The sequence below is a fragment of the Streptosporangium sp. NPDC023825 genome (assembly GCF_040639575.1).
Classification (GTDB): domain Bacteria; phylum Actinomycetota; class Actinomycetes; order Streptosporangiales; family Streptosporangiaceae; genus Streptosporangium.
This window is the reverse complement of sequence record NZ_JBFAAE010000012.1, coordinates 24,482-40,423: the sequence shown is the minus strand read 5'-3', so window position 1 is coordinate 40,423 and position 15,942 is coordinate 24,482. Positions and strand designations below refer to the sequence as shown.

Annotated in this window: 16 protein-coding genes and 1 pseudogene; 12 read left to right on the top strand and 5 right to left on the bottom strand. The window is 71.1% G+C overall.

What is annotated here, in order from left to right; translation table 11 throughout:
* The first annotated feature begins 97 nt into the window (after positions 1-97).
* The gene (locus tag AB0G15_RS13700; protein WP_362838619.1) at positions 98-688 is read left to right on the top strand and encodes a hypothetical protein; all 591 of its coding nucleotides are present in this window, start codon (positions 98-100) and stop codon (positions 686-688) included.
* Positions 689-831: 143 nt separating this feature from the next.
* Here AB0G15_RS13700 and AB0G15_RS13695 read toward each other — a convergent pair.
* Positions 832-983 (bottom strand): annotated as a pseudogene (locus tag AB0G15_RS13695) (transposase); the annotation flags it as partial.
* Between the two features lie 526 nt (positions 984-1,509).
* On the opposite strand from AB0G15_RS13695, the gene AB0G15_RS13690 reads away from it, so the two are divergent.
* From AB0G15_RS13690 to AB0G15_RS13675, 4 genes are all read left to right on the top strand, one after another.
* Entirely contained in the window at positions 1,510-2,886 is a 1,377-nt protein-coding gene (locus AB0G15_RS13690) for a ricin-type beta-trefoil lectin domain protein (RefSeq protein WP_362838616.1), read from the top strand.
* Between the two features lie 804 nt (positions 2,887-3,690).
* Entirely contained in the window at positions 3,691-5,211 is a 1,521-nt protein-coding gene (locus tag AB0G15_RS13685; protein WP_362838614.1) for a condensation domain-containing protein, read from the top strand.
* 247 nt (positions 5,212-5,458) lie between these two features.
* Positions 5,459-5,986 carry a VOC family protein gene (locus tag AB0G15_RS13680; protein WP_362838611.1) on the top strand — a complete coding sequence of 176 codons (528 nt, stop codon included), beginning with the start codon at positions 5,459-5,461 and terminating at the stop codon, positions 5,984-5,986.
* Positions 5,987-6,054: 68 nt separating this feature from the next.
* Positions 6,055-6,681, top strand: a complete 627-nt coding sequence (locus AB0G15_RS13675; protein WP_362838609.1) for a helix-turn-helix domain-containing protein — start codon at positions 6,055-6,057, stop codon at positions 6,679-6,681.
* A gap of 14 nt (positions 6,682-6,695) precedes the next feature.
* Here AB0G15_RS13675 and AB0G15_RS13670 read toward each other — a convergent pair whose 3' ends face one another.
* From AB0G15_RS13670 to rhaS, 4 genes are all read right to left on the bottom strand, one after another.
* Positions 6,696-6,980 (bottom strand): hypothetical protein, encoded by a 285-nt coding sequence (locus AB0G15_RS13670; RefSeq protein WP_362838606.1) that lies wholly within the window; start codon positions 6,978-6,980, stop codon positions 6,696-6,698.
* An 80-nt stretch (positions 6,981-7,060) separates the two neighbouring features.
* Positions 7,061-8,206, bottom strand: coding sequence for an L-rhamnose isomerase (gene rhaI, locus AB0G15_RS13665; protein ID WP_362838604.1), 1,146 nt, complete (start codon positions 8,204-8,206; stop codon positions 7,061-7,063).
* A 14-nt stretch (positions 8,207-8,220) separates the two neighbouring features.
* Positions 8,221-8,538: an L-rhamnose mutarotase gene (locus AB0G15_RS13660; RefSeq protein ID WP_362694577.1), complete on the bottom strand. Its 318-nt coding sequence runs from the start codon at positions 8,536-8,538 to the stop codon at positions 8,221-8,223.
* Between the two features lie 58 nt (positions 8,539-8,596).
* A complete protein-coding gene (gene rhaS, locus AB0G15_RS13655; RefSeq protein WP_362838601.1) occupies positions 8,597-9,685 on the bottom strand; it encodes a rhamnose ABC transporter substrate-binding protein in 1,089 nt (362 codons plus the stop codon).
* Positions 9,686-10,064: 379 nt separating this feature from the next.
* Between rhaS and AB0G15_RS13650 the strand changes: the two genes are divergently transcribed.
* The 7 genes from AB0G15_RS13650 (at position 10,065) to AB0G15_RS13620 (ending at position 15,869) form a co-directional block, all read left to right on the top strand.
* Positions 10,065-10,646 (top strand): sigma-70 family RNA polymerase sigma factor, encoded by a 582-nt coding sequence (locus AB0G15_RS13650; RefSeq protein ID WP_362838598.1) that lies wholly within the window; start codon positions 10,065-10,067, stop codon positions 10,644-10,646.
* Between the two features lie 34 nt (positions 10,647-10,680).
* Positions 10,681-11,493, top strand: a complete 813-nt coding sequence (locus tag AB0G15_RS13645) for a zf-HC2 domain-containing protein (RefSeq protein WP_362838596.1) — start codon at positions 10,681-10,683, stop codon at positions 11,491-11,493.
* Positions 11,490-12,344, top strand: coding sequence for an ATP-binding cassette domain-containing protein (locus AB0G15_RS13640; RefSeq protein WP_362838593.1), 855 nt, complete (start codon positions 11,490-11,492; stop codon positions 12,342-12,344). The genes AB0G15_RS13645 and AB0G15_RS13640 overlap by 4 nt, the downstream gene beginning before the upstream one ends.
* A 20-nt stretch (positions 12,345-12,364) precedes the next feature.
* Complete coding sequence (locus AB0G15_RS13635; RefSeq protein ID WP_362838590.1) at positions 12,365-13,867, top strand: hypothetical protein; 1,503 nt, start codon at positions 12,365-12,367, stop codon at positions 13,865-13,867.
* A complete protein-coding gene (locus AB0G15_RS13630) occupies positions 13,858-14,574 on the top strand; it encodes a hypothetical protein (RefSeq protein WP_362838587.1) in 717 nt (238 codons plus the stop codon). Before AB0G15_RS13635 ends, AB0G15_RS13630 begins: the two co-directional genes overlap by 10 nt.
* A 269-nt stretch (positions 14,575-14,843) precedes the next feature.
* Positions 14,844-15,356 (top strand): hypothetical protein, encoded by a 513-nt coding sequence (locus AB0G15_RS13625; RefSeq protein ID WP_362838585.1) that lies wholly within the window; start codon positions 14,844-14,846, stop codon positions 15,354-15,356.
* 180 nt (positions 15,357-15,536) lie between these two features.
* Positions 15,537-15,869, top strand: a complete 333-nt coding sequence (locus AB0G15_RS13620; protein ID WP_362694554.1) for a YnfA family protein — start codon at positions 15,537-15,539, stop codon at positions 15,867-15,869.
* The last annotated feature ends 73 nt before the right edge of the window (positions 15,870-15,942 follow it).

The window sequence follows — 15,942 nt, the reverse complement described above, 5'->3', positions numbered from 1 at the left end:
TAAGAGTCAGACGGCCTGGATAGAGTTGGTGATATCTCAGGCGGGGTTGCCGAGGCGAAGGCCCGGCAACCCCACGCTGCGTCTGGAGGCAGGAGAGATGACGGACCCGGCTCAGGAGTACCCGCTTGAGGATCAGTGGGGCCTGCTGGTCGAACACCGGATCGAGTATCTCTTTCACGGGCTCTGGGTGGAGAGCGGAGACGTGGACGAGGTGAGCGCGCTTCTTCGGGTCGATCCTGACTCGCGGCGGGAGTGCGGCCTCGAGACGGCGACGGAGGCGTTCCAGACCTCATCCGGGGAAATGGTCTGGATGGGCGCGCACTCGGCCGGATGGACGCACGTTCTCGCCCACAGGCTCTACCCGTACCACCCCGCCATACGGAACCTGGGAAAGCGACGCGTCCTTGAGGTCCGCTACAACGACCATCTCAGGGAACTCGAACCGGTGAACCTCTACTACGACGGGGAACAGGTCGGCGACGTCACTCCGCCGTACGAGGAAGGCGGATACATAGATCTTCCCGACTATCGGCCGTACACGAGCGGGATCGAGCTCGGCGATGCGCTCGACCTCAGCCGGTGTGTGCACCTCATGTTGTGCATGGTCGGCCGGATCACCGGGCGCTTCCTCGACCGGGAGTGGGTCACTTCCACCAGGGCCCTCTACCGAATCCCCGAAGGGACCTGACAGGAGTCGTGGTGACGGCTCGGGGGCCGGGGACGGGAGTCACGAAGGCCGGAATGCCGCGGCCCGGCCGGCGATCTCCTGCGCAGGCAAGGTCTCCGGCGACCCGCGGCATGTGCGGAGCCGCCCGGCCGGGCGATGACGGCGCACCCGGTGGTGACCACGTACACAAACGCGGCCAAGACCATCCGGTCATCCACACGCCGCCGTCCACCGCCTTACGGCCGAGTAGTGCCGGCGGGACCACGCGCTGAAACGGCTCCCACGACTCATCAGGGACCGGCCGCCGGAGAAATGCATCTACGCCGTCCCCAACAGGTGACCGCCGAACGAGTCACGCTCCAAGCCCGGCGGTCCCCGGCCCACGCGACCCGGGATCGGCCGATTCCGGCCGAAACTATCGGAATTCTGCCGAAACTTCTGGACGGGGTACCGTGCGCGTGACGGCGTCATCCCATGATCATATTTGGGGGCCATAGCCCTCCGCCCGGCGCGCGAGCGACCTGTTCGCTACGAAAGTTTCATTCTGTGCGCCGGGAGCCGGCACGAACCTTCCCTGGCCAGCACGCACGTGGGCACTCCTCGCGGGCCAGGCGTCCGGGGCTGCGAAGCAAGTTGCTTGACATCCTCAATCAGGTCGTATTTGCTCCCTTGCATTACACCCATACAGCGCGCAAACGGCATACCGATAAGTCCTGATGAACGTTGGCGCTCACACCGCGATTCCGGTTTCGCAGCGCCGGGCATTCGATGCCGCTGATGGAGAGGAACGCAGAAGATGTCTTTATCGTCGGCCCGGTCCCCACAGTCAGAGGGAATCGCAAATGTTGAAGCATAGGTCCGTCCTCGGGGCCGTGGCGCTCGCGGCGGCTTTCGTCCTGGTGACGGGGCATGCGGCGATGAGCAGCGGCAGCGGCACAGGAGCCTCGGCGTCCACCGCCGCCGCGCTCGCAGGAACCGCAGGATGCGGAAAGAACCCGACGCTGAGCAGCGGAACACACACCATTCAGTCCAGCGGAAAGAATCGCAGCTTCATCCTGCGGATTCCCGCGAACTACAACAACAACAACCCCTATCGCCTGATCTTCGGCATCCACTGGCTGAACGGCACCATGAACGACGTCGACTCCGGTGGAAGCAGCGGGGCCTCCTGGTCCTACTACGGACAGCGGCAGCTGTCGAACAACACCGCGATCTTCATCTCGCCGCAGGGCCTCAACAACGGCTGGGCCAACTCCAACGGCGAGGACGTCACCCTCTTCGACGACATCATGCGGCGGGTGGAGGCGGATCTCTGCGTCGACCCCTCGCTGCGTTTCGCCATGGGGTTCAGCTACGGCGGCGGCATGAGCTTCTCCCTCGCGTGCAGCCGCGCGACGGTCTTCCGCGCGGTCGCGGTGTTCGCCGGCGCGCAGCTCAGCGGATGCAGCGGCGGCAACGAGCCCATCGCCTACATGGGACTGCACGGCATCACCGACAGCGTCCTCAACATCTCGCAGGGACGGGCGTTGCGGGACAGGTTCGTCCGCAACAACGGCTGCACCGCGCAGAACCCGCCCGAGCCCGGCCAGGGCAGCCGGGGTCACATCGTCACCGCCTACTCGGGATGCCGCGCCGGGTACCCGGTCGTCTGGGCCGCGTACGACAACGGTCACACGCCCGCCCCGGTGGACGGGACCTACACCGAGAACGGCGCCCAGACCTGGACCAAGGGAGAGGTGTGGAAGTTCATCTCCCAGTTCCAGAGCACCTCCACGCCCAACCCGACGCCCACCCCGACCGTCACCCCGACGGTCACCCCGACCCCGACGGTCACCCCGACCCCGACGACCAGCTTCCGCCTGCGCAACGAGGGCGCCGGGCGCTGTGTCGACTCCCCCAACAGCGCCAGCGCCAACGGCACCCTGTTGCAGATCTACGACTGCCACACGGGCGCCAACCAGCTCTTCAGCTACAACTCCGGCAGGCTCCAGACCCTTGGCAAGTGCCTGGACTCCCCCACGAACGCCGGCTCCGGCACCCGCGTGCAACTGTGGGACTGCCACACCAACAGCAACCAGCAGTGGACCTTCAACTCCAACGGCACCGTGACCAGCGGCGCCGGCAACCTCTGCCTCAACGTCACCGGCACCGGCAACAGCTCCACCGTGACCGTCGCCACGTGCAACGGCCAGGCCACCCAGAGATGGACCAGGGCATGACCACCTGCTAGCCGATGGCAGACGTCGGGTCCGGGCGACTTCGCCCGGACCCGACGTGTTTCGTCGCCCGACGCACGGGCGCGCACCCGAACGCCACAACGTCACCCGGCGTTCCCCCCAGGGCGTGGACACCCGGTTTCATTTCCAGGAGGCGCCGAACCCCGGCGGCGGCTGCCGCCGGGCGCAGCCGGTGGTGGCCACGTGGACGATCGCCGCAAGAATCACCAGATCGTCCACCCACTAATCGTCCTGGGGTAAACATCTGACGTGCCACGAAAACAAGAGCGACCTCCCCGCCTCCCGATGAGAGACGGCACCGCGGTCAGGGCCGAGAGAGCGGGCCGGATATGGCGGTCCGAGCGGGAAATGATTTCCCCGGCACGGGAGGCGATCCCCCGCCTGACCTCGCCCGATATGGCTGGACCGAGGAAGTGCCGGCCCGAGGCCGGAAAAAGAGGAATCTGAGCACCGCCTGACGTCTTGACGCCAACAATGGCGCTCCTTAGCCTTCTTTCACCGATATAAGGAGCGGGACGATCGATGACGAATCCCGATATGACACTCGAGCCGATAATTCAGCCGAATGCCATATCGGCGTACGTCTCGACGGCAACCGTGACGGGCGCTAGGGATCGGGCTTGAACGAGCCGTCCGGCCGCGGCGGGCGCTGCCGGCGCGGCGGTCGACTCGTCGGGCCCGTCGCTCCCGGCCGGACCACACGTCAGTGATTCTCGGGGAAGCACGCGCCAGGGTCTCGTGGGGTCCCCGTGCGAGGCGGACCGCGATGACCGGTGGTGGTCGGAGGTGAATGACCTGAAGGTCCGCTTCTCGGGTCCCCGGTCGGGGCGGTGGCCCATGACGGTCGGCCAGAAGAACGTGCTGGAGTGGATCAGTCCGGACCTGCCGGGGCCGGCCGACATCCTGTCGACGATGGTGCGCGTGCCCCGGGGAAGCACCATGGACGCGGTCGGCGCGGCCCTGGGCACGCTGATCGGTCGCCAGGAGGCGCTGCGGACCCTGTTGCGGGACGGCGAGCAGTTCGTGCACGCTTCGGGAACGCTCGTCGCGGAGGTGGTCGAGGCCACGGGCACCGGCCAGGGCTGGTTCCCGCCCGGCCGGGCCTTCGATCCCGCCGTCGACTTCCCGGTGAGGGCCGGCGTGGTGACCCGGTCGGGAGCTCCGTTCCTGGTCGTCCTGCACGTGTCGCACGTGGCGGCGGACCTGTCGGCGATGACGGTTCTGCGCGCCGAACTCGCCGCCCTGCTGGCGGGCCGGCCGCTTCCTCCCGCCGCGTACCACCCCGCCGACCGTGCCACCTACGAACGCACCCCGGCCGGGCGGCGCCGGCTGGAGGACTCGGTCAGGTACTGGGCCCGCCAGGTGGCCGAGAAGCCGTTGTGCGCGCTCGGCCTGCCCTTCCGTTTTCCCGGCGCCCGCGGCCATCATCACCTCCTGCTGGGTTCCCGGCCCGCCGCGGAGGCGCTGGCCCACGTCGCGGCGGACACCGGCGTGCGGCCGCCGGCGGTCGTGATGGCCGCGTTCGCGTCGCTCCTGACGAGCTGGACCGGATCCCCGGGGTGCCAGCTGAACTGCCTGTGCAACAACCGTTTCTCCCCGGAGCTGCGCGACTACGTCGGCACGGTGGCCCAGGAGACGATCATTCCCTTCACCGCGTCGTCCTCGTTCCTGCGGTCGGTCTCCCAGACGAACACCGCGGCCCTGGCGGCGTACAAGTACGGCAGGTACGACCCGGCCCGGCTCTCCGAGGCGAAGGCCGAGGCGGAACGGGCCCGCGGCATGCGCTGCCACCGGGACGTGGTCGTCAACAACACGACCGGCCACTCGCGTGCGATCCTGCCGGGATCCGGCGTGGAACCCGGCATGGGCGACCGCGTGTTCGGCGCCCCCGCGGAGCTCGACATCTACCGGCTGGACGGCACGCTCGGCTGCGGGCTCGCCCTCGATGCCCGCCTGGCCACCGCCGACGAGACCGCCGCCGTCCTCGGCGGGGTCGAGCGGCTCATCGTCGCCGCCGCCGACGGCGACGTCGATCCGGCCGGCTTCGGCCTCCCCCCGGCGGAACGGGGGCCGGGCTGGGTACGTGCCCGCTCGTGCTGGGTCGACCTCGCCGGCGTCCAGGCCGCGGCGGACCTGGCCCTCGGCCCCGGCGTCGCGCGGATCGAGGCCGTCGGCGACGAGCTCATCGCCCACGTCGGGCGCGACACCGACGTCTCCGCGGCCGCCAGGGCGATGGTCGAGGCGGTCCTGCGCGAAGAACGCCACGGCGTGGTCGCACCCGGCGACTACGTGCGCGCCGTCGGCTGAGAACGATCGGCACGACGACCCTCCGCCCCCGGACACGATACGCGTGCCCGGTTCTCACCCGCCGGAGCGCGTCCGCCGGCCGGACGACGCCGGTTCCGGCAAGCGCGAACCGCGCCGGGGTACGTCACCGGCTCCCTCGGGCCCGGGGCAGATCATCCCGCCCGCGAGACACGCGGTACGGGCGAGGACCACTAGAATGCAATTCTAGGATTGGCCGGTCTTCCGGCCCCGACCGCGAGGAGCCCACGTGCACGACGTCTCACCGGAGCTCCGGGCACTTCGGGAACTCGGGGCCGTCTTCGACCACACCGCCGTCGCGGCACCGCGGATCAGGGATCTCCTGCCGGTCTATCGTGACCTGCTGGGCGGGACCTTCCACCGTGGCGGCGACAACCAGCTCGGCGGCTACCGGGCCGTGCAGTTCACCTATCCCGGCGGCGGCAAGATCGAGCTGATGGAGCCGCTCGAGGGCTCCACCTTCTTCGACAGCTTCTTCGAGCTGACGCGCGGCCGGGGCGGCGTGCACCACCTCAACTTCCACGTGGCCGACATCGACCTGGCGGTCTCCCTGCTCACCGAGCGCGGCTACCGCCTGCACGGCCTCAACCTGGGCGACCCGAGGTGGCGTGAGGTGTTCCTGCACCCCAAGGAGGCCCACGGCGTGCTGGTCCAGCTCGCGCAGCCGGGTCCGCGCGACTCCGTACCCGTCCCCTCCCTCGACGACGTGCTGGCCGGACGCGGATTCCGCGGCAACGGGATTCCCAGCCCCGCCTGAACACGGAACCATCATCGGACAGGAGGGGGTTCCGGGGCCTTTCCGTCCGGCGGACGACGGAGAGGCACATGACACGCAAGCCAGGCGCCTGGGAGTGGAGCCGCACGGCGCAGACTCGTACGAGCATGCTCAGGGCCGCCAGGGAGGTCTTCACCGAGCACGGTTTCACCGACGCCGGGGTGGCCGACGTCGTCGAGCGCGCCGGGCTGAGCATCGGCAGCCTCTACCACCACTTCGGCGGCAAGACCGAGCTGTTCCTCGCGCTGTGGGAGAAACACCAGGCCGAGCACGAGAAGAACGCGGCCTGCGCGGTGTCCAAGGCCCGCCAGTCGGGCACCCACGACCCCCTGGAACTGTTCGTCGCCGGTGCCCGCGCCTTTCTCGAGGGGTCGTGGGAACGACGGGATCTGGCCCGGCTGTTCATGGACGGGGGCGGGCCCCCGGGGTTCGAGCTGATGCGCCGCACGCGCGGCCGCGAGTGGGTACGGCAGAACGGTGTCCTGCTCGGCGCGGGCGGCACCTCCCTCGACCGCCTGACGGTCGCCGTCCTGACGTCGGTCATCGGCGAGGCGGGCCGTGAGGTGGCGACCTGCGACAGCGAGGCGGAGGCGGAGCGGATCATCGAGGCGGCGATCGAGCTGATCCGCCGCCTCGACCCGCTGCGCGCCCCCGCGGCGGAGCGGGATCTGGGCTGATCGGCGCCCGCGCCCTACGGCCTCACCTCGATGACGTCGACGCCGACCAGGTCGGCGACCGCGCGCAGGTCGGCGATCCGGTGGCCGGTGCCCAGCGCCCAGTGGTGAGAGATGCCGGTCGCGCTCCACGCGTCGGTCCACTCCCCCGGGTCGCACCCGAAGTCCACCCGCGAGGTGGTGTTGCCGATCCGCAGCTGCGGCAGCAGGCCGGGGAACTGCGGCCAGTAGACTCCCAGTCCCCCGGCCACGAGGCCCACCTTCGTGCGCGGGGCGGTCACCCGGTCGAGCGCGGCGGTCATGACGTTCTCCTCGCACCCCGGCTTCGCGAAGGGTGCCGGGCGCGGGGACATCAGGCGCGGGAGCGCCGGGCGCGGGGGCATCAGGCGCCCCAGCCCGCCTGGGCGCCGCCGACCCGGTCCGCGGCGATCTTCTCGAAATAGCCCGACCTGGCGTACGCCGCCATCGGGTCGGGGTCCAGCCCCAGCTCGGCGCGCACCTCGGCCAGCAGGGGCCGCACGTCGGTGTTGTAGGCGTCCATGACGACCGCGTTGGCCCCGAGCACGTCCCCGGCCGACTGCGCCTTCGCCAGCGCCTCCCGGTCCACCAGCAGCGCCTTGGCCGTGGCCTCCTGCACGTTCATCACCGACCGGATCTGCCCGGCGATCTTCGGCTCGATGTTGTGGCACTGGTCCAGCATGAACGCGACGTCCTCGGTGAACCCGCCCCCGCCGATCACCTCGACCATGATGCGGAACAACTGGAACGGGTCGGCCGCCCCCGCCATCAGGTCGTCGTCGGCGTAGAAGCGGGAGTTGAAGTCGAAGCCGCCCAGCTTGCCCTCGCGCAGCAGGAACGCCACGATGAACTCGATGTTGGTGCCCGGCGCGTGGTGTCCGGTGTCGACCACCACCTGCGCCTTGGGGCCCAGCTTCAGGCAGTGCGCGTACGCCGTCCCCCAGTCGGGCACGTCGGTGGCGTAGAACGCGGGCTCGAACAGCTTGTACTCCAGCAGGAAGCGCTGGTTGTCGCCCAGCCGCTCGTACACCCGGCCCAGCGCCTCGGCCAGCCGGTCCTGGCGGGCGCGGATGTCGTCCTGGCCGGGGTAGTTGATCCCGTCGGAGAACCACAGCTTCAGCGTGCCGGAACCGGTGGCGTCCATGATGTCCACGCAGTCCAGCAGGTGCGCGAGGGCCTTGGCCCGCACCCGCGCGTCCGGGTGGGTCACGCTGCCCAGCATGTAGTCGTCGTCCTGGAACACGTTGGAGTTGATCGCCCCGATCCGCACGCCCAGTTCCGACGCGTGCGCGGCCAGCGCGGCGTAGTCGTCGACCCGGTCCCACGGGATGTGCAGCGCCACCTGCGGCGCCACCCCGGTGAACGCGTGCACCTGCGCGGCGTCCGCGAGCTTCTCGAACGGGTCCCTCGGCACCCCCCGCTGCGCGAACACCTTGAACCGCGTGCCCGAGTTGCCGTACGCCCACGACGGGGTCTCGATGACCTGCCCCCGCAGCGAATCCTTGATCATGAATCGGTCCCCGATCAGTTGAGGTGGAAGACTTCCTCGAGCGCGACCATGCCCTCGTCGGGACGGCCGTCGAGGCTCTCGAAGAACGGCGCCATCTCGGCCTGCCACCGGGCGTTGACCTCGGTCGCGGCCATGGCCTCGCGGGCGGCCTCGAAGTCCTCGGTCTCCAGGTAGCCGACCAGCAGCCCGTCCTGGCGCAGGAAGAGCGAGTAGTTGTGCCAGCCGGTGGCGCTCAGGGCCTCGAGCATCTCCGGCCACACGGCGCGGTGGCGCTCGCGGTACTCCGCCAGGCGCTCGGGCCGCACCTTCAGCAGGAAGCAGACACGCTGCATGGAATGGCCTTTCTCGGGTGCGGCCCGCGTCCTTCCGGGCGCGGGCCGCACCAGGACGTCAGAAGTCGAACTGGTCGATGTTGGAGGCGTCGAAGGTGAACGGCGGGCCGAGGATGATCTCCCCGTCCTTGCCGATCGTCCGCTCGCCGAGCTTGCCTGCCTTGAGCACCTCGCCCTCGGCCCCGGTGATCTGCCCCGAGGCGAGCGCCGCCGCCGCGTAGGAGGCCAGGTAGCCCAGGTCCTTGGGGTTCCACAGCGCGAACTTCTCGACCGTCTTGTCCTTGACGAACTGGCGCATCTGGTTGGGGGTGCCCAGCCCGGTCAGCACGACCTCGCCCTTGTACTTCGAGCCGGAGATGTAGCGCGCCGCCGCCGAGATGCCGACCGTGGTCGGCGAGATGATCCCCTTCAGGTCCGGGTACGCCTGCAGCAGGCCCTGGGTCTCCTGGAAGGACTTCTGGTCGTCGTCGTCGCCGTAGGCGACCTTGACCAGCTTCATGTCCTTGTACTCGGGCTTGCCAAGCTCGTCCTTCATGAACTCGATCCAGGTGTTCTGGTTGGTCGCGTTCGCCGTCGCCGACAGGATCGCCACCTCACCCTTGCCGCCGATCAGCTCCGACAGGAGCTTCACCTGGCTGCGGCCGATCTCCTCGGAGTCGGCCTGGTTGATGAACAGGTCACGGCACTCCTTGGAGGCGTCGGAATCGTAGGAAACGATCTTCGTCCCCTTCGCCCGCGCCTGCTGCAACGGCCCGCACACCGCGTTGGCGTCGTTGGCCGCGATCAGGATCGCGTCGTGCCCCTGCTGGGTCAGCGTGTTGATGTACGACACCTGCGAGGAGGCCGACGCGTCGGAGGGGCCGACCTCCTTGGCCTCCGCCTTGAACTCCGCGGCCGCCTCGATCCCGGCCTTGTCCACGATCGCCTCGTACGGGTTGTTGATCTGCTTCGGCAGGAAGGCGATCTTCAGCCCTTCCTTGATCGGCGCGTTCGGGTCGGCCTTCGCCGGGGCGGAGGACGCCGGGGCCGCCGGGGCCGCGGAACCCGCCGAGTCCTTGGTGGTGCCGCCACCGCAGGCCGCGAGCGCGATCGCCAGCAGACCGGCCACCATCGCGGCGGGAACGGACCTTCGCGAAACAGTGAACATGAGCGCTTCCTCAGGAAGTGGGGGGTGGTTGGACTCCTATGAAAAAACGATTTAACCGGTTGAGCTGGACAGTAGAACCAAGCTCCACCAGGTGTCAATGGCACACGAACGTGCCGTTTCCTTAGCGTTACACGACATCCACCGCGGGCGGCCCGGCTCCCCCGGGCAAAACCGCCGGGCCCCGCCGGGTCCACGACCCGGCAGCAGGGCCGCCATCCGTTGCCACGTTTTAATCTTCCCGGCACCCGGCGGGGCGTGGCACGGCCGGGAACTCCCCGTTCGCGGCACACCGCCACGAGATTCGCGGCACACCGCCATGAGGTTCGCCGCACACCGTGAGGAGAGAACCCTCACCCCCGCTCCGTGCGATAGATGAGATGTGAGCCTTTTCTCCCCATGGCGGCGGGACCCTCCCCCCGTCACCGCCGAGAGCGACGACGCGGAACTGATCGCCGCGATCGCCGCCGAGAGCATGGTCGCGTTGCGCATCCTGCACCGGCGGCACGCCCCCTGGTTGCGGGCGCGCCTGGCACGCCGCTGTGCCGACCTCGACGCGGTCGACGACGCTCTTCAGGACACCTTCATGGCCGTCTGGCGGTCCGCCGCGCGCTTCAGCCCGACCGGCGACGACGCCGCCGGGTGGCTCTGGACGATCGCGATGCGCAGGCTGGTCTCGGTGCTGCGCGGCCGCGGGGCGCGCTGGATCGGCCAGGGCCACGACCTCGACGAGGCGCGGAGCACCGTCGAGTCGGCCGAGGACCTGGTCCTGGTCCGCGTGGAGCACGGCGACCTCGACACGGCGATCCGCAGGCTCACGCCCGAGCTCCGCGCGGTCATCCAGGCCACCGTGCTCGACGGCCTCACCGTCAGGGAGGCCGCTCGGCTCCTCGGTATCCCCGAGGGCACCGTCAAGACCCGCGCGATGCGCGCGAGGGCGCGTCTGCGAAAGGACCTGGCATGAGCGGGTACGGCGAGCCCGGAGAGGCCGGCGGCCGATGAGCACCTGGCACATCCCCGGCGATCTGCTGGACGGCTATCTGGCCGGGGAACTGGACCCGGTGCGGGCCATGTCGGTCGACGCGCACCTCGGAGGCTGCCCGGTCTGCCGGGCGGCCGTCCCGTACGAGCGGGAGTGGCTCGAAGGCTCCTGGCAGCGCCTTGAGGACCGGGCGGGCCGGCCCAGGCCGCGTCCGGCCGAGCGGCTGCTGCGCCTCGTCGGGCTTCCCGGCCACGTGGCGCGGCTGGTGACGGTGACGCCGACGCCCGGCAGGGCGTGGCCGGTCGCCGTACTCGCCGTGCTCGCCTTCGGCGTGCTCGCCGCGAGGAACACGGCCGGCGCCCTGCCGTTCTTCCTGGTGACCGCTCCGGTGCTGCCGCTGGCCGGTATCGCCGCCGCCTACGGCCCGCGCGTCGACCCCGCCCACGAGCTGCTGGCCGCCACCCCCCTGTCGGGACCGCGGCTGCTGCTCGTCCGTTCGACCGCCGTCCTCACGGTGGCGTTCGTGCTGGCCGGTCTCGCCTCGCCACTGCTGCCCGCCCCGCCGGGGCTGAGCGCCGCGTGGCTGCTGCCCTCGCTCGTGGCGACCTCGGGCTGCCTGGCGCTGTCCACCCGGCTGCCCGTACCGGTCGCCGCGCTCATCACGGGCGGGCTGTGGCTGGCCGGTGTCGCCGTCGCGGCCGAGGTCGGCGGCGGCTGGCGGGTCCCGTTCCAGCCGGGCGCGCAGGTCCTGTACGGCTGCGCCGCCGCCCTTCTCACCGCACTCGTCTACCGGCGGCGCAGCCGCCTCGACCCGGGGGAGCCCCGTTGAGCATCACCGTGAAGGGCTTGGTCAAGCGCTATGGCCGCAACCGTGTCCTGGACGGCCTCGACCTGGCCGTCACGCCGGGCGTCACCGGCCTGCTCGGGCCGAACGGAGCGGGCAAGACGACGCTGCTGCGCTGCCTGGCCACCACGCTCGCTCCCGACTCGGGCACCGTCGAGGTCCTCGGCCTGGACCCCGGGGACCGGGTCCAGCGGACCGCGTTGCGCCGGAGGCTCGGCTACCTGCCGCAGGATCCCGGCTACTACCCGCAGTTCACCGCGTTCGACCTGGTCGACTACGTGGCGATCCTGAAGGAGATCACCGATCGGCGCGAGCGTCACCGTGAGGTGCGCCGGGTGCTGGCGGAGGTGGGGCTGTCGGACCAGGCGGGGGTGCGCACGCGCAAGCTGTCGGGTGGCATGCGCCGGCGCCTGGCGCTCGCGCAGGCGCTGCTGGGCGAGCCGGACGTGCTGATCCTGGACGAGCCGACCGTGGGACTCGACCCCGAGCAGCGGATGCGGTTCAGGGCGCTGGTGTCGAAGGTCGGCGAGAGCCGCACCGTGCTGCTGTCCACCCACCAGACCGAGGACGTCGCGGCGTTGTGCGAGCGGGTGGTGACCGTGGACGGGGGCCGGGTGGTCTTCGACGGGACGCCCGGCGAGCTCGCCGCGACGGCGGCAGGACGGGTGTGGCTGTCCGAGCGGCCTCCTGCCGGGCCGCACCTGTTCTGGCGCACGGCCGGCGGCCGCTACCGTACCCTCGGCGACAGGCCGGAGGACGGCGTGCCGGTGGAGCCGGGGGTCGAGGACGGTTACCTGCTCCTGCTCGGCGACCGCGGGCGGGCGGCGGTGGCATGACCGGCCACACGGCCGGAAGCGTGACCGGTCGCGACGCCGGACGCGGTACGGCGGGCCGCGAGGAGGAGCGGGGCGCGGGCGACGGGGCCGTCCGCGCTCTCTCCCTTCGCGGAACGTCAGGGGAGCTGTTCGTCTTCGAGACACTCCGCCTGACGCGGAATCCGGTCCTGTGGGGCACCGCGGCGCTCGTCCTGGCGGTGCAGACGTACCTGAGCCGCGACCAGCAGCCGGACATGAACATCGATCCGATCGCCGCGACGGGCGTGGCGTCCTGCCTGGCCGGAGCCGTACTGCTCGTGGCGAACCTCGCCGCCTCCCGTGACGGCCGGCACGGCATGCCGGAGAGTCTCGCCGGGCTGCCCGCCGGCGCCGAGCACCGGACGAGGGCCGTGCTGTTCGCGGCGCCGCTGGTCGGCGGCCTGTCGACGGCCGTGGTGCTCGGCCTCTATCTCGTCGTCCGCCTCCTGGCGGGGCCCGTCGCCGGGACGCTGGACCCGTACGAGCCGCTGACCGCGGTGGCCGCCTCGGCGTTCGCGGCCGCGCTGGGAGTGGCGGTGGGCCGATGGCTGCCCTCGCTGATCGCCGGACCGCTGGTCATCGCGGCGCTCGGATTCATGATCTTCCAGAACCCGTCCATCATGCCGTCCGGCTGGTGGCTGCCGGTGATGCAGCACCACTATCCCGACTGGCCCGATCGGCCCTCCGGCACGCACCTGGTCTACGTGCTGGCCCTGGTCGTCCTGGCCGGCGGGGTCGCGTCGCTGAGGTACGGGCTCCGGCGGCGGCCCCTGGTCGCGGTGGTCGCGGCCGTCGCCGTGGCGGTGCCCGCGGGGGCCACCGCGACGGCGGCACGGCCGGTCGCCGCGATCCGTTCCGGCTGGGTGGGCGCGGACGACGTCGATCCACGCGTCCGGGACCGCTTCTTCGGGCCGCACGCGTACCGGTGTGAGGAGCGCGGCGGGGTCACCTACTGCGCCTATCCCGAGTACGTGCCGTGGATCCCGCTGTGGGAGGAGGCCGCCGGGCCGGTGGTGCGGGCCGTACCGCCGGAGCGGAGGCATCTGGTGCCGCAGGTCCGGCAGATGACCTCGGCCTGGTTCTTCGGCGAGGACACCGAGGCATACGCCGTGCGGCCGGGCATGTCCTGGGGTCATCCCGACCAGCGGAAACGGCTCGCCGAGGACCTGTCGTTCCACGTCGCGGGATTCCGCCTCCCGTGCGACGCCCGCGGGCAGGCGCGCACCCTGGTGGCGCTCTGGCTGGCCGGGCAGGCCGCTCCGGTCACACGGCCCGAGTCGCTTCGGGTCGACAGCCGGCTGAGCGTGAGAAGGCTGGTCGGCTACGGCGACACCGAGATCGGTTACGCCAGGCGGCTGCTCGCCTCCCCCGGCGCGCGTGAGCGCGTCCGGGCCCACTGGGACACGCTCATGAGGCCCTCCACCACGCTCGAACGGGCGCTGCCGCTGCTGGGCCTGGACCGGGAGTTCCCCGTCTCGAGACCGGAGGGCACGCCATGTCGCTGACGATCGGAGCGCGGGGGCGGGAGCGGCGGGCGGCCGGGAGCGGTGCTCCCCCGGCGGGCTCCGGCGAGCCCCGGGCCCGGCGGACGCGTGCGGCCCTCCTCCTGGTCGGGCCGCTCGCGCGGGCGATCGACTGGGCACCGCTCGCGGCCGTCGCCGTTTTCACCGCGGCCCTGGTCTCGCTGGTCGAGGCGGGGAACGAGCTCCCGGCCGGCACCGCGCTCGACCTGATGCGGATCGGCGGCGTCCTGCTCGGAGGAGCGGCGGCGTTCGCGCTGGTCGACCCCGTGGCCGCGAACGCGGGACCGGCCCCCGTGCCCCGCTGGGTCCGGCAGGGGCTGCGCTGCCTGCTCGCCGGCGCCGTCGCGGCGGTCGTCTGGCTGGGCGCCTTCGCCGTCGTCGTCTCCCGCCTTCCCCCGGGTCGGCTGTTCCCGCTGTCCGACCTGCTGGTCGAGGCCGTCGTGTGCCTGGGGGCCGGGCTCGCCGCCTCGGCGACCGCCGTCCGGTTCACCTCGGGGAGGCAGGCCGCCGTCGCCGCCGTCGCCGTCCAGCTCATGCTCGTCCTGGCCACCGTGCTCCTGCCCGCGGGGCTCCAGCTGTGGCCGCCGACGTGCGGGTACGGCCACTGGTACGAGGCGCATCGTTTCTGGCTGGTCATGTCGCCGCTCCCGCTGCTGTGGCTGGTGGCGGCGAACAGGGACGTCCGCTGACCGGAGGCCCGTCCTCGAAGAGGCGGCGCGAGGTTTCCCGCGCCCGGAGCCGAACCCGTGATCCGAATGGTCCGGGACAGGACGGAACGAGGAATTCCTCGCCGCCATTCGACGGGCCGGAGAACCGGCCGCCGACCGGGCGGCGGAAATCATCCGCCCGGCGGATTTCCCCCGCCGGGCCATGTGAGCACTACGACGCAGACGGCCGCCCGAATGGCCGCTTACATAAAGGGCGTCAGCAGTTCACAGATCAGAGAGGCATCACCATCATGTCGCGTAAGCGTCGCAACATCACCGCCCTGGCACTGACGCTGGCCGGGCTGGCGACCACCGCCGTCCTCGCGTCCCCCGCCCACGCGGCCGGGGCCACCGTGACGGTGGGGTCGTTCGGGAACATGTCCGTCGTGGGCACGACCGGGAACGACAGCATCGACATCAACCTGTTCAACGGCAAGATCAACGTGACCTCCAGCCTGCACTCGGTGACCGCGGGCGCCGGATGCACCCAGCAGGGGCCCAGCACGGTCTCCTGCTCCGGGGTCTCGACCATCATGGTCAACGTCAGGTCCGGCGACGACACCGTGCGCAACAACACCTCCCTGTTCACCGAGATCTTCGGCTCGGCCGGCGTCGACCGCCTCTCCGGCGGGTCCGGCCGCGACATCCTCGTCGGCGGCACCGGCAACGACGTCCTGACCGGCAACGGTGGCAACGACACCACCGACGGCGGGCCCGACGTCGACACCTGCAACGGAGAGACCGAGGAGAACTGCGAGCTGTAGCGCAGGTCACCTGGCCGCACGGGAGCAGGCCAGGCCGGGGGGTGGGCGGCGGCACCGCGGGGGCGGTGCCGCCACCCGCCCCGGGACCGTGACACGCGGGACCGGTGCCGTCACGCGGCCCGGCACGTCCCCCCGCGGCCGGGGCGCGCCGGGGCCGCGGGGGGACGCTATTTTCCGAACATGACGATCGCCCGTTCACTGCTGTTGTTCGCGCTGGCGGCCGTCGCCGAGATCGGCGGCGCCTGGCTGGTCTGGCAGGGGGTCCGTGAGCAGCGGGGGCTGCTGTGGATCGCCGCGGGGGTCGTCGCGCTGGGGGCCTACGGGTTCGTCGCCGCGTTCCAGCCCGACGCGAACTTCGGCCGGGTCCTGGCCGCCTACGGCGGGGTGTTCATCGCCGGATCCCTGCTGTGGGGGATGCTGGCCGACGGCTTCCGTCCCGACCGGTGGGACCTGATCGGCGCGGGCGTGTGCCTGGCGGGGGTCGCTCTCATCATGTACGTCCCACGCGGGTGAACCGGGAGAGAGGCCGTCGCGAAAGGGCCGCAGGAAAGGCGGGCGTGGGCGAACCCGGAGAGAAAGGCGAATC